Here is a 13,095-nt window from a genome sequence, read left to right on the forward strand (position 1 = left end):
GAAAATTTCGTATCTTTGGATCGCAAATATAACGATTTTATGACAAAGTTAAGTGTAAACGTCAATAAGATTGCCGTGCTACGCAACTCGCGCGGCGGAAACCTGCCCGATGTGGTGCGGGCCGCCTGCGATGTCGAACGTTTCGGCGCCGACGGGATCACCGTGCATCCGCGGCCCGATGCCCGTCATATTCGTTATGCCGACGTGCGCGACCTGAAGCGTGCGGTTCGGACCGAACTCAATGTGGAAGGGAATCCCATACCGTCGTTCGTGGACCTCGTGTGCGAAGTGCTGCCCGCGCAGGTTACGCTCGTGCCCGACGCACCCGACGCCATCACGTCGAACGCAGGGTGGGACACGGTCGCCAACCGCGCTTTTCTGACCGACGTCGCGGCGCGTTTCCGCGAAAAGGGTATCCGCGTCTCGCTCTTCGTCGATCCCGATCCCGCGATGGTCGCGGGGGCCCGTGCATGCGGCGCCGACCGCGTGGAACTTTACACCGAGGCCTATGCCCGCAACTACCGCACCGGCCGTGAGAAGGCCGTAGCGGCCTATGTCGCAGCGGCGGAGGAGGCGCGGCGGCAAGGCCTCGGACTGAATGCGGGCCACGACCTGAACCTCGAAAATCTGCGCTACTTCGCCGAGCGGATTCCGTGGCTCGACGAGGTCTCGATCGGCCATGCGCTGATCTGCGACGCGCTTTATTACGGATTGGAAAATACGGTGGCGCTCTACCGCCGCTGTCTGGAATGAGTCGCATGCCGCTCTCGGATCCCATATTCCGTCGCATCCAGCGCATCGCCGACCGGCGCGGCGTGCGTGCGTTCGTCGTGGGCGGGTACGTGCGGGACTACTACCTGCGCCGCCCCTCGACCGACATCGACGTGGTGGTGGTCGGCAGCGGCATCGAAATCGCCGAGGCGCTCGGCGCCGAGCTGCATGCGCGGGTCTCCGTCTTCAAGACGTTCGGGACGGCCATGGTACGTGCGAAGGGGATCGAGATCGAATTCGTGGGCGCGCGCAAGGAGTCCTATACGCGCGATTCGCGCAAACCTCATGTCGAAGCCGGTACGCTCGAAGACGATCAGCGCCGCCGGGATTTCACGATCAACGCGATGGCTTGGTCGCTCAACGGCGCGACGTTCGGCGAGCTGGTCGATCCGTTCGGGGGGATGGACGATCTGGAGGCATGCACGATCCGCACGCCGTGCGATCCGGACGTAACCTTTTCGGACGATCCGCTGCGGATGATGCGCGCGGTGCGCTTCGCCGCACAGTTGGGTTTCGACATCGAGCCGGAGACGTTCGACGCCATCCGCCGCAACCGCGAGCGCATCCGCATCGTGTCGCGCGAACGCATCGCCGCGGAGCTGAACAAGATCGTCCTCTCGCCCGTGCCGTCGATGGGGTTCGAACTGCTCGAACTGACCGGACTGCTCGAACTGATCTTCCCCGAGATGCACCGCCTGAAGGGAGTCGACCGCGTGGGGAAGCATGCCCATAAGGACAATTTCATCCACACGCTCAAGGTGCTGGACAACGTGGCGCGGCGCTCGGACGATCTGTGGTTGAGGTGGGCCGCCGTGTTGCACGACATCGCCAAACCGCTCACCAAGGCCTACGATCCGAAGGTCGGATGGACGTTCCACGGCCACGAGGTGCTCGGTTCGAAGATGGTGCCCGAGATTTTCCGGCGACTCAAACTTCCGCTGAACGAACACATGAAGTTCGTGCAGAAGATGGTCTTCCTGCATCTGCGGCCCATCATTCTCTCCGAGGATCTGGTAACCGATTCGGCCGTGCGGCGGCTGCTCTTCGAGGCGGGCGACGACGTGGAGCGGCTGATGACCCTCTGCGAGGCGGACATCACCTCGGGCATCGACGCCAAGGTGAAGCGCTACATGGCCAATTTCGAGCTGGTGCGCCGCAAGATGCGGGACCTCGAAGAACGCGATCGCATCCGCAATTTCCAGCCTCCGGTTACGGGCGAGACGATCATGCGCACCTACGGGCTGCCCCCGTGCCGTGCGATCGGAGAGATCAAGGAGATCATCAAGAACGCCATCCTCGACGGCGAGATCCCGAACGACTACGATGCGGCCTTCGCGCTGATGGAGCGGCTGGCTGCCGAACGCGGTCTGGTGCGGGCGGACCGAGCGGAGTGATCGGCGGGAGGTCGTCCGCCGCGCGGGTGTATCCGGCGGCCTGAGGGGGCAGTCTGCGGGTTGTTCGCCGCATCCGGTGCGGCGGGCGTTGCCGTCGCTTTTCCTTCGTCCGGGAGGCGTCGAAAAGTTCGTGTGAGGAGCGGATGCCGCAGTTTTCGGGCAGGCGAAGTGCGGAGAAAGCAGGGGAGGCGGCGCGGGTGAAACAACGGAGAACGCTACGGCGGGACATGCCGTTCGAGGACGGGGGGGGGAGAGCCGGCTTCGCCTTATGGCGGATAGAATCCAGCATATCTTCAGAGGGGCTGAAAACAGTGCATATATGGTTGCGGATGAAGCGATGAGAGGCATAAGGATTTTTTTGCTCGGTGCGGTCGCGCTGGCGGTCGGAGCGGTTTCGGCCGGATGTTCGCAGGAGGAGCCGGCCGTCGAGGCATTGACGGATTCTCAGATTTACGGTACATGGAAGTGCGCCTATGTCGAAATCGACGGGGAGTGGGAGTATGTCTCTCCGAACCGTTTCGAGGAATACAATGCGACGTTCCGTTTTTTTACGAACGGAGTCTGCATTTGCGAGGGGCCGTTGACGGGCGGGCTGAACGGGACGTTCGAACGGACGGACGATCTGCTGACGATCTATGACGGAAGCCGCGTGGCGTTCCGTCTGACGTTTCACAGCGTGAGGTACGACAATGCCGTGCTGACGTTCGAAGACCGCGGCGTGTCCGCGGAGATCCGTATGGAGCGGACGGACAATACGGCGGAGGATTACGTCGCTGTCGAGGGGATCGAATTTGCGCTCCCGAAGATAACGATCGACTCGGAGGTCCCCGTCGCGCTCGAGGTCGAGGTGCTGCCGCAGGACGCGACGAATAAAAACGTCGTCTGGCGAAGCTCCGACACGAGCGTCGTAACGGTGGAAAACGGAGTGGCGCGGGCCGTAGCCGTTTCGGGGCAGGCGACGATCGAGGCGATCACCGACGACGGCGGTTTCAGGGCCGTCTGCGACGTGGAGGTCTCGTTGACCGGGCCGGAGCCGGACGGGAAGACCGTGTGTCGGAAGTCCTGATCTGCGTGGGGCCGGACGCTGCGCATTCGTGGCCCCGCAGAGCGGGAGGACGGATACCCGCAGGGGAGTAGGCGCTCCGTGCGTCGACGGGGCGGGGAATGCCGCGGATGGGAGGGCGGCGGGTCGATGGGTGCCCGGGGCCGCCGAGACCGATTTGCATAAAAGTTGCCTTCGATCGGTCGCATGGCAAAACTGCGCTATAACCTCGATCTGATCTTCGCAAACGTCTTTTTCGGCGCGAATTTTTCGTTCTATGTGTCGCTGACGCGCGACTTTCTCGATTTTGAGCAGATATTCATGTTGCAGGTGCTCTCGGGCGCCCTTTTCTTCATCCCGTTCGCCGTCTTTTCCAGACGGTCGTACCGCATCGCGCGGCGCGATTTCGGCAATATTCTGATCGTTACGCTGCTCGTCGTCTACGGGTGGATGTATGTGCTGCTTTGGGGCTCTTCCTTCACCTCGCCGATCGACGCTTCGACCATCTCGACGCTCGGACCGGCCTTCACGCTCATCATGGCCCACGTCCTGCACCGCCGCAGGGTGCGGCCCGTGCGGATCGTCGGCGTGGTCTTCGCGCTGGCCGGAGCGGGCATTCTGATTTTCGACGAAGGTTTCGTGCTGACGCACGGCAGCGAGGCCTACGGCAATGCGCTGGTGTTGTGCGCCGTGGTGGCCATTGCGATCAATACGGTGATTATCAAACCGCAGCTCGAACGGTTCGGGACGCTGGTGGTGATGGGGTGGTACTACATCATCGGACTGGCGATCACGGCCCCCTTTTTCTGGAAATACATCGGACATACGGATTTTTTCCGCCTGCCGGTGTTCGCACAGGCCGAACTGGCCTATATTCTGATTCTCGGGACGGTGCTGCCGATGTATCTGCTCTACCGCGGCACCGAGAAACTCACTTCGGTGCATACGGCCCTCTACCGTTACATCCAGCCGCTCATCGCGGCCGTTCTCGCCATCGTCCGCAAGCAGGCGAAGTTCGATGCTTCGAATCTGCTGGCGGCCGTCTTCATCTTCGCGGGGATCATCCTCGTGGTGCTGGGGTTCAATCGCGAAGCAATCGTTCGCGCCATGAGTCGGGAACCGGCACCGCCCGCTGCTCCTCGAAATCGAACGCAGCCATGACCGAGCGGCTTTCGCTCCGCACCTCGTCGCCGGCCATGAGCCGTTGCAGGAGGGTGATGCTCTTCGTGCCGATCTTCTCGCAGGTCGTGGTTACGCGGACCGAGTCGGTGAAGCGGACCTGCCCGATGTAGGAGGTCGAGGTGGCGACCGTTACGATGCGGAGACGCCCCAGCAGGACCTCTTCGCCCAGAATCTTGTCGTAGTAGTCGAGTTTGCCGACATCGAAGTACATCTGTTGCGAGACGTTGTTGACGTGCTGGAACGAGTCGATGTCGGCGAAGCGTTTCTGAATGGGAGTGGTGAGCGTGCGTGCCATAATTCGGAGAGTGGAGATTATTCGCGGATGATCCGGACGGCGCCGTCCTCGGTGAAGGCGACGATCGAAGAGGGCTTGCGGGTGGGGTGGCCTTCGAAACGGGGGTCGACCACGAAGTCGACGCCTTCGACGATCCCGCGCGCGGTGTCGGCGAGCGTTGCGGCAGCCGGTTCGCCCGAGCGATTGGCCGAAGTCGAGACCACGGGGCGGCCGAAAGCGCGGAGCAGGCGGCGGCAGAACTCGTGATCCGGAATGCGCACGCCGAGCGTGCCCTCCTCGGGGATGAGATTCTCCGCCAGACCCGAAGCGCCCGGAAGGATCAGCGTCAGGGGTTTGTCGGCGAGTTCCATCACCTCGAAAGCGATTCCGGGCGCCCTGTTCGCATAGCGCACGACCATGTCGGCCGATGCGCAGAGCACGAGCATCGCCTTTTTGTTCTCGCTGCCCTTGAGGGCATAGATTCTGGCCACGGCTTCGGCGTTCGCCGCGTCGCAGCCGATGCCCCAGACCGTGTCGGTGGGATAGAGGATCAGTCCGCCTGCGCGGAGCGTGCGCACGGCTTCTTCGACCTCTTGCTGGATGGATTCCATAGGCGGTTCATTTTTCGGGCAGCACTTCGATCCAGTAGTCGTCCGGATCGGCGATGAAGTAGAGCCCCATGTCGTGATTTTCGTAGCAGATGCAGCCCATGTCGCGGTGGAAGGCGCGTGCGGCATCATAGTCGCCCGCCACGCGGAAGCACAGGTGGCTTTCGTTGTCGCCCAATTCGTAGGCGCCCTCCTTGTCGCGCAGCCATGTCAGCTCCAGACGGAAGGGGGTCTGACCGTCGCCCAGATAGACGAGCGTGAACGAGCCGTCGGGGGCCTGCTTGCGTTTCAGTTCATGCAGTCCCAGCGCCTTGGCGTAGAAGTCGAGGCTGCGTCCGAGGTCGGAGACGTTGATGTTGAAATGATCGAATTTCCCTTTGATTTCCATAAGCGGTCGGATGGTTAACCGTGCAAAATTAAAAATATTTGCGCAAATTCCATACGATCCGTCCGGCTCCGGCGGGCAGCTCGGCAAACTTTTTTTATATTTGTAGATCGAAATCGAGCCGCCTATGAACCTTTTTCCCAAATTCATTCCGAAATTTTGCCTTCTGTCGTTCGTCTGTGCCGCATGGGCCGGATGTGCGGACGACGGTGCGGCCGAACCCGGGGATCCGGTGCCGTCCATCCGTCTCGAAGAGGAGAACCGCTCGCTGGTCTTCGCGCCGGAGGAGGGAACGGCCGAAATCTGGTTTCAGGTCGAGGGAGCTTGGAGGGCGGTCGTGTCGGCGCCTGCGGACGAATGGTGCGGGGTAACCCCTTCGAAAGGCGGCGCCGGTACGGCATGGGTGCGGGTGAAGGTCGCCGAAAACACGTCGGAGCTGGAACGCAACGCCACGATCATGATCCGGTGCGGCGACGTGAGCAAGAACGTGGTCGTTACGCAGAAGGGGATCGACGCGCTGACGCTGACCCGTTCGAAATTCGAGATGGAGCCGGCCGGCGGAACTGTGGAGGTGGAGGTCGAATCGAATGTTTCGTTCGATTACGAAATAGACGTGGAGTGCCGCGACTGGATCGAGGCGGAGAACACGCGGGGCATGCAGACTTCGAAGCTCCGTTTCAGGGTGGCCTCCTACGAAGGCGGACCGGTGCGTGCCGGACACATCCGCGTCTTCGGCGGGGGACGCGAGGAGACGGTGCGCGTCTATCAGGAGGGCAGCGATCCGGCGATCGTCGTTTCGCAGGACGAATACGTGCTCTCGGCTGCCGCCGGGACGATTCAGGTGGATCTTTGCAGCAATGTGGATTACGAGGTCGGGATGCCCGATGCGGAGTGGATCGAGGATGTCTCGACGCGCGTGCTGTCGAGCCATACGCTCTATTTCGCCGTCGCGGAGAATACCTCGGAGGAGGACCGCTCGGCCGTGATCCGCTTCACGGACCGCGCCACGGGCGTTGCGAACTCGGTCCGCGTCCTCCAGAAAGGCAAGGACGCAGCGGTCGTATCCAAGGATTTTTACAAGATCTCGCCGGCCGGGGGATATGTCGTGTTCGACGTCCGGTACAATAACGCCGTGAAGCTCCATATCCCCTGCGACTGGATCGAACGGGTCTACCGTCGGTGGACCCGTTCGACGCAGACCGAAGAGGTGATCCTGAAAATCGACGCCAGCGAAGGGAACCTTTCCCGCGAGGCGGAGGTGTCGATTCTGGGAAGCGACGACGAAATTCTCCGGAAGATACGGATCGTGCAGTCGGACGAACTGTCCGCCGTGATCTCGCCGGATGAGTCGCTCCTGCCGTGGGAGGGCGGGGATTGCGTGGTCTCGGTGCAGCCCGGCATTCCGTTTTCGTTCGAAATATACAGCGGTGCGAAAGACTGGCTGCGTCATGTGAAAACGGTCGGAAGCGAAGTGTATTTCCATGTCGAACGGAACCAGACCGGCGGGCCGCGCTCCGCTTACATCGGTTTTACGTCTCCGGTCTTGAAATTCGCATCGAGCGTGGACATCGAGCAGATGGCGGAAAATGCGCTGGCGGCGGCCTGCGACAGTTACGACGTGCCGAACGAAGGCGGCGAAATCGAGGTGGAGGTACTCTATGTGCCGGGCTATGCGTTCACGGTGGACATTTCGGACGACTGGATCGAGCAGATCGAGACGCGGGGATATGTCGAAACACTGAGATTCAAGGCTGCACCCAATCCGGACGACACCTACCGCGTGGCGACCGTGCGGCTCGTTCCGGACGACGGGAGCCCGGTGCAGAAGTTCCGGATTTTCCAGTTGCCGGTGCATGCCGTGGTCGTCTCGGAACACGAATACACGCTGCCGGCCGAAGGCGGCCTGTCGAAAGTCGAGATTCGGGCGACGGGAGATTACACAGTTGCCGATCCCGAAGTCGGCTGGCTGCACCGCAATGTCGAAACCCGCAATTCGGGAAAGAACTCGATCTATTATACGGCCGATCCGAACGAAACCTACGAGAGCCGCGAGGCGGAAGTCGTCGTGCGCAACACGACGACCGGAGAGGAGGAGAGGGTGCGCTTCGTGCAGTTGCAGAAGAATGCGCTCGTCGTGGCGCAGTCGCTCTGCACGGTAGGGCTGGAGGGCGGTACGCTCGTATTCGACGTCGAGGCGAACGTGCCGTTGGAGGTCGAAATCGAAGCGCAGGCCCGCGAGTGGCTTTCGCATGTCGAGACCCGTGCTTTCGGGAGCCGGCTCCTGCGGTTCGAAGCGGCACCCGCGGACGAGGAGCGGGAGGGTCTGATTGCGGTCAGCGGCGGAGGAATCACCCAGATGATCTCCGTTTTGCAGAGCGCCTCTGCCGATCCCGAATCCATCGAACGCAAGGCGCTCGCCGCCTTCTACCGTGCGACCGGCGGCGGAAACTGGAAAAAGAGCGACGGCTGGTGCTCGGACCGCCCTGTCGGGACGTGGTATGGCGTAACCGTGTCGGGCGGGAGGGTAACGGAGATTCGGCTGCCGGATAACGGCCTGAGCGGACGGATACCGGCCGAGATCGGGGATTTGAAGGGGCTACTTCGTCTCGATCTGAAAGATAACCGGATCACCGGCTCGCTGCCCGATGTGTTCGGGCAGTTGCAGCGGCTCGGGGAGCTCGATCTGAGCGGCAACGGCATGGGTGGCGATCTGCCCGGGTCGATGGGAGCTCTTTCGCAGCTCCGCGTGTTGAACCTTTCCCGGAACGACTTTACGGGGCGTTTGCCCGAATCCTTCCGCAATCTGTCGGAGCTGACGGAGATACGGGCTTCGGAGGCGGGGCTCATGGGATCCATCGCGCCGGTGGCGGAGGGTTCGCCGCTGCTTGAGGTCGTGGACCTCTCGTCGAACGCCTTTACGGGGCCGATTCCCGATGCCGTGTACGGACTGAGCAGGCTCAGGTCGCTCGAATTGCGCGGTAATCCGCTCTCGGGGCTCATATCCGCTGCGATCGGGAATCTGGAGCAGCTCGAAACGCTCGATCTCTCGTCGACCTGCATCAGCGGAGACCTTCCCCGGTCGATCGGGCATCTGGCGCGACTGCATACGTTGGACCTGCACGATGCGCAGATGTCGGGCCCGCTGCCCGACGTATTCGGCCGGATGTATGCTCTGGAAACGCTCCGGCTGGAGCACAACCGTTTTTCCGGTACGCTGCCTTCCGGCCTGCTGATGCGCGAACCGCTTTGGCGCAAATGCTGGGGATCGGTGCTCGACCAGTACGGTGAGGGATTGAGCGGCTATTCCGCGCTGCCGGCGCCCGAATTCATAGTCCGCGACATGAACGACGAGGTGTTGAGTTCGGGGCAGATCTATTCGGAAAAGGAGCTTACGGTGCTCTTCCAGTTCAGCACGGAGGATGCCGAATCCGGCAGAGCCGTGTCGAAGCTGAACGCCATGTACGACGATTACAGGCAATACGGCATGCAGATCGTCGGATATGCCTACGAACCGCTGGAGGAAATCCGGGAATATGCGGACCGGATGCGTATCGAATGGCCGGTCGTGTGCGTCGGCGACGAACATCCTGCGAACGAAATACACCGTGTGTCGTTCTTTCCTGCGATCAATATCGTCGATCGGGAATCCCAAGTCGTCTGGAACTGCTTCGAAGGCACCGACGACGATGCGTTCGCTTTCATTCGGGACTGGTTCAAAGAGTACGAACCCTACGAATCGACCGATTATTCGGCGGATAAACAGGTGCAGCTCCTGCAGAAAGCCACGCGCGGAGCCGGAATCAATATCGTGCTGATGGGCGACGGATTCACCGACCGGAACATTCGGGACGGCGTGTACGAGGCGACCATGCGCACGGCCATGGAACATTTCTTCGAAGAGGAGCCTTTCGCCTCTTTCCGCAGTTGTTTCAATGTATATGCGGTAACGGCCGTTTCGAAGCACGAAGGCTATTTCAAAGGTTCGAAAAACGCGCTCGGAACCTATTTCAAAACCGGAGCCGAGGTGGGCGGAGACAACGAGCTCTGCCGGGAATACGCCCTTGCGGTTCCGGCGATCACGGAGGAGGATCTGGACGAAACGCTGATCGTCGTGCTGATGAATTCCGGCAAGTATGCCGGGACCAGCTATCTCGCCTATTCCGGCAAGAGCGGTTATGGATCGGGATGCGCGCTCTGTTATTTCCCGCTCGGAAAAGACGACGAGATGTTCGCCCAACTGCTGCACCATGAAGCGGGCGGACACGGTTTTGCGAAACTCGCCGACGAATACGATACGAGTTTTCTGCCCATGCCGCAGGATAAAATCGACGATTACGAGGCATGGGAACCCTATGGCTGGTGGCGGAATGTCGATTTCACGGCCGACCCGGCTTCGGTGAAATGGAGCCGCTTCCTTTCGGACAGCCGCTACGACGAGGAGCGCCTCGGCGTGTTCGAAGGAGCCTGCGGACATATCGAAGGAGCCTACCGGCCTTCGGAGAACAGCATCATGCGGGACAACGCGGGCGGATTCAACGCTCCGTCGCGCGAGGCGATCTACATGCGCATCATGTGGCTGGCCTATGGGCCCGAATGGGGCTATGATTACGAGGAGTTCGTGCTTTGGGACGCCCGCAACCGGGCCGCTGCCCGCGTGCGGGCACGCAACACGGCGCCGCGCCGCCGCTACGGGCCGTTGCCGCCGCCGGTCGTCGTGCAGGACCGCTGACCGGTATGGCGCCGAAGGACGCTGCCGGAGTTTTTTCGCGGAGAATAGGCGAAATCGTTTATTTTTTGTAATTTTGCGCTGCGAATGAAAAATATAAATAAAGCATAACCACTATGGGAAGAGCATTTGAATACCGTAAGGCCCGCAAACTGAAGCGTTGGGGACATATGGCCCGCACGTTCACCAAGCTCGGCAAGGAGATCGAAATCGCTGTGAAAGCCGCGGGTCCCGATCCTTCGGCGAACACGCGGCTGCGCATTCTCATCCAGAACGCCAAGGCGGAGAACATGCCGAAGGAGAATGTGGAGCGTGCGATCAAGCGCGCCACCGAGAAGGATGCCGCCGACTACAAGGAGGTCGTTTACGAAGGATACGGCCCTCACGGTATCGCTTTCCTCGTGGAGACTGCGACGGACAACACCAACCGCACGGTGGCCAATGTGCGCATGCACTTCAACAAATGCGGCGGTACGCTGGGCAACAGCGGCAGCGTAGCCTTCATGTTCGAGCACAAATGCACGTTCAAATTCCATGCGCCGGCCGGCACCGATTTCGAAGAGCTGGAGTTGGAAATGATCGATCTCGGTGTGGACGAGTTCTATCCCGAAGAGGACGGCGTAACGGTCTATGCACCTTACGAGTCGTTCGGGGCCATCCAGAAGTGGCTCGACGAACGCGGCTACGAGATCGTTTCGGGCGAATCGGTCTATCTGCCGACCGATTCGAAGGAGCTCGACGCCGAAGGGCGCGAGTCGGTCGAAAAGCTCGTGGAGCGGCTCGAAGAGGACGACGACGTAACGAACGTCTACCACAATATGAAAGAACCCGAAGAGGAGTAGATTGCGGTTTTCGCGGCTTTCGTGTCTTTCGCGGAAGTGTTCGGCAGAAGCAGCGGATGGGGCGGATCGGGATTCGGCTCGTCCGCTTTTCGTCTGCTTTCGCCCCGGACTTCCTCTTTTCTGTGGCCGGTTCGCTGCGAAAGTGCCGGCATCGGGAACCGCGATGGCGATGACGCGAAAGAAGGAGACGTTTCTACCTTTTCCCGCCTCGTCGAAACGTTGGTGTTTCATGCTTCGTTTCCGGTCCCGGCAACCGCCGGAGCGGACCCGGCTTGATGCAGACGAGCGGTTTCACTCGGTCGTTTCCCGCCTCGGCAATCTTTGAGCGAACCCGGATTGCCCTCGGCTTATCGAAAACGTTGAATTTCTTTCGTCCATTTCTCGCCTCGGCATAGCTCGAACGAGTTCGGCTCTGCGCTCGGCTTAACGAAATGGTTCGCTTTCGGACTGCCGTTTTCTCGCTTCGGTAATGATCCGGCTTTCTCGAATTGCATGCGCCCTGCCGGAACGTTCTTCGGCTTACGGGCCTTGGGATGCCGGGCGGTGCGCGGTTCCGGGCAGCGGAGCCCCGTCCTCTTCGCGGACGGGTTCCGCAGGCTGCGAGCCCGTTCTTGCGATCGAAAATCATCAACCTCTCCCGTATGTTCCCTTCCCCGCCGAAAGGCGTTCGAAAACGCCCGAATACCGGAATAGGCCGAATCCACCGACCCGATGCTCGAAACGGGCGACTGTTCACGGAGGGCATGCGTCCGTCTCGGTCGCTTGCCGCTTTCAGTCCGGCGGGTGTCCCGGATCTCTTTCCCGACGTTCCGGGGGGAGGCAGGACGGGACGCAAGACGGTTCATTGTTTTTTTCGCGGTCGTATCTTCTGCATCGACCGGCGGTGCCGGGCAGTATGCGCTCCCTCCCTTCTTTTTCATGCGGCGGGTTGCACCTTTCGCGAAGACTTGTCTCGCTCCGGCAGCCGGACGGTGCGGAACGTCGTGCCGGAGCTCTCTTTGCCGGGCGGTGCCGATCGGGTCTGCCGGCGGCAAGAAAGCTTCGGCCGAGAGGTACGTGCGAGGTGCATACGGAAAAAGAGGCTGTCCGACGGTTGACCGGACAGCCTCTTTTTCCTTTCGACGGCATAGATCTACTTCGAGATCCGCTTCTCTTTGATGCGGGCCTTCTTGCCGGTCAGATTGCGCAGGTAGTAGATGCGTGCGCGGCGCACGACACCGATCTTGTTCACCTCGATCTTGTCGATATGGGGCGAATAGAGGGGGAAGATACGCTCCACGCCCACGCCGTTCGAGACCTTGCGGATCGTGAACATTTTCGTCTTGCCCGTACCTTTGATCTGGATGACCACGCCGCGGAAACTTTGCAGGCGCTCTTTGTTACCTTCGACGATCTTGTACGTAACGGTGATCGTGTCTCCGGCCTTGAACGACGGAACGTCGGCGTCCGTCTTCGGCCACAACTGCTCGTTGACGAGCTTGATGATTGCATCTTTGTTCATCGTTGTAACAATTTTTAGATGATTCCGCGTCCAACATTCCCGCTGCGGCCGATGGGCTTCATACGCATCCTCTGATCCGTAATCCTGTGCCCTGCCGGAGGCTTTGCGGTCGCCCGCATCGTCTGCCGGACCGGCGCCGTGCCCTGCCGCCCAATGAAAGAGGTTGATCCACGCCCGATCGGGACTGCAAAGATAGCGATAAATTCGGACCGGACAATAGATCGGTCGTTTTTTCCGCACGGAAGCCCCGGATTTCGAGGTCGCAGCGGCGGACGGCTCTCCGCGTTCGGCGGAGGGCGGGCCCTTCTGCGGGCCGTGAATGCGGCGGTCGGGCGATGACGCGCGGCCGTTCGCCGAAGCCGCACCGGAC

At 61.0% G+C, this 13,095-nt stretch carries 10 protein-coding genes; 6 read left to right on the forward strand and 4 right to left on the reverse strand.

What is annotated here, in order from left to right:
• Positions 1 to 39: 39 nt before the first annotated feature.
• From BN3659_RS07755 to BN3659_RS07770, 4 genes are all read left to right on the forward strand, one after another.
• The gene (locus BN3659_RS07755; protein WP_091536092.1) at positions 40 to 753 is read left to right on the forward strand and encodes a pyridoxine 5'-phosphate synthase; all 714 of its coding nucleotides are present in this window, start codon (positions 40 to 42) and stop codon (positions 751 to 753) included.
• Positions 754 to 758: 5 nt separating this feature from the next.
• Positions 759 to 2,165 carry a CCA tRNA nucleotidyltransferase gene (locus tag BN3659_RS07760; protein ID WP_091536094.1) on the forward strand — a complete coding sequence of 469 codons (1,407 nt, stop codon included), beginning with the start codon at positions 759 to 761 and terminating at the stop codon, positions 2,163 to 2,165.
• A 319-nt stretch (positions 2,166 to 2,484) separates the two neighbouring features.
• Positions 2,485 to 3,231 (forward strand): Ig-like domain-containing protein, encoded by a 747-nt coding sequence (locus BN3659_RS07765; protein ID WP_171847735.1) that lies wholly within the window; start codon positions 2,485 to 2,487, stop codon positions 3,229 to 3,231.
• 183 nt (positions 3,232 to 3,414) lie between these two features.
• Positions 3,415 to 4,368: a DMT family transporter gene (locus BN3659_RS07770; protein WP_091535941.1), complete on the forward strand. Its 954-nt coding sequence runs from the start codon at positions 3,415 to 3,417 to the stop codon at positions 4,366 to 4,368.
• Here BN3659_RS07770 and BN3659_RS07775 read toward each other — a convergent pair.
• From BN3659_RS07775 to BN3659_RS07785, 3 genes are read right to left on the reverse strand one after another with little or no spacing between them, the layout of a single operon-like run.
• Positions 4,289 to 4,684 carry an acyl-CoA thioesterase gene (locus BN3659_RS07775; RefSeq protein WP_091535944.1) on the reverse strand — a complete coding sequence of 132 codons (396 nt, stop codon included), beginning with the start codon at positions 4,682 to 4,684 and terminating at the stop codon, positions 4,289 to 4,291. The two genes, BN3659_RS07770 and BN3659_RS07775, sit on opposite strands and share 80 nt — an antisense overlap.
• Positions 4,685 to 4,701: 17 nt before the next feature.
• Entirely contained in the window at positions 4,702 to 5,274 is a 573-nt protein-coding gene (locus BN3659_RS07780) for an L-threonylcarbamoyladenylate synthase (RefSeq protein WP_091535947.1), read from the reverse strand.
• A 7-nt stretch (positions 5,275 to 5,281) separates the two neighbouring features.
• Positions 5,282 to 5,659, reverse strand: coding sequence for a VOC family protein (locus tag BN3659_RS07785; RefSeq protein ID WP_091535949.1), 378 nt, complete (start codon positions 5,657 to 5,659; stop codon positions 5,282 to 5,284).
• A 124-nt stretch (positions 5,660 to 5,783) separates the two neighbouring features.
• On the opposite strand from BN3659_RS07785, the gene BN3659_RS07790 reads away from it, so the two are divergent.
• Positions 5,784 to 10,385, forward strand: coding sequence for a BACON domain-containing protein (locus tag BN3659_RS07790; RefSeq protein ID WP_091535951.1), 4,602 nt, complete (start codon positions 5,784 to 5,786; stop codon positions 10,383 to 10,385).
• Between the two features lie 113 nt (positions 10,386 to 10,498).
• Complete coding sequence (locus BN3659_RS07795; protein WP_091535953.1) at positions 10,499 to 11,224, forward strand: YebC/PmpR family DNA-binding transcriptional regulator; 726 nt, start codon at positions 10,499 to 10,501, stop codon at positions 11,222 to 11,224.
• 1,132 nt (positions 11,225 to 12,356) lie between these two features.
• On the opposite strand, the gene rplS is transcribed toward BN3659_RS07795, so the two are convergent.
• Positions 12,357 to 12,725, reverse strand: coding sequence for a 50S ribosomal protein L19 (gene rplS, locus BN3659_RS07800; RefSeq protein ID WP_091535955.1), 369 nt, complete (start codon positions 12,723 to 12,725; stop codon positions 12,357 to 12,359).
• Between the last annotated feature and the right edge of the window lie 370 nt (positions 12,726 to 13,095).

The sequence above is a fragment of the Alistipes sp. CHKCI003 genome (assembly GCF_900021155.1).
Classification (GTDB): Bacteria; Bacteroidota; Bacteroidia; order Bacteroidales; family Rikenellaceae; genus Alistipes; species Alistipes excrementavium.

What these genes read in the sequence shown, in the direction of transcription:
- BN3659_RS07755 (WP_091536092.1), top strand. Translation starts at nt 40, where the DNA reads ATGACAAAGTTAAGTGTAAACGTCAATAAGATTGCCGTGCTACGCAAC.
- BN3659_RS07760 (WP_091536094.1), top strand. Translation starts at nt 759, where the DNA reads ATGCCGCTCTCGGATCCCATATTCCGTCGCATCCAGCGCATCGCCGAC.
- BN3659_RS07765 (WP_171847735.1), top strand. Translation starts at nt 2,485, where the DNA reads ATGGTTGCGGATGAAGCGATGAGAGGCATAAGGATTTTTTTGCTCGGT.
- BN3659_RS07770 (WP_091535941.1), top strand. Translation starts at nt 3,415, where the DNA reads ATGGCAAAACTGCGCTATAACCTCGATCTGATCTTCGCAAACGTCTTT.
- BN3659_RS07775 (WP_091535944.1), bottom strand. Translation starts at nt 4,684, where the DNA reads ATGGCACGCACGCTCACCACTCCCATTCAGAAACGCTTCGCCGACATC.
- BN3659_RS07780 (WP_091535947.1), bottom strand. Translation starts at nt 5,274, where the DNA reads ATGGAATCCATCCAGCAAGAGGTCGAAGAAGCCGTGCGCACGCTCCGC.
- BN3659_RS07785 (WP_091535949.1), bottom strand. Translation starts at nt 5,659, where the DNA reads ATGGAAATCAAAGGGAAATTCGATCATTTCAACATCAACGTCTCCGAC.
- BN3659_RS07790 (WP_091535951.1), top strand. Translation starts at nt 5,784, where the DNA reads ATGAACCTTTTTCCCAAATTCATTCCGAAATTTTGCCTTCTGTCGTTC.
- BN3659_RS07795 (WP_091535953.1), top strand. Translation starts at nt 10,499, where the DNA reads ATGGGAAGAGCATTTGAATACCGTAAGGCCCGCAAACTGAAGCGTTGG.
- rplS (WP_091535955.1), bottom strand. Translation starts at nt 12,725, where the DNA reads ATGAACAAAGATGCAATCATCAAGCTCGTCAACGAGCAGTTGTGGCCG.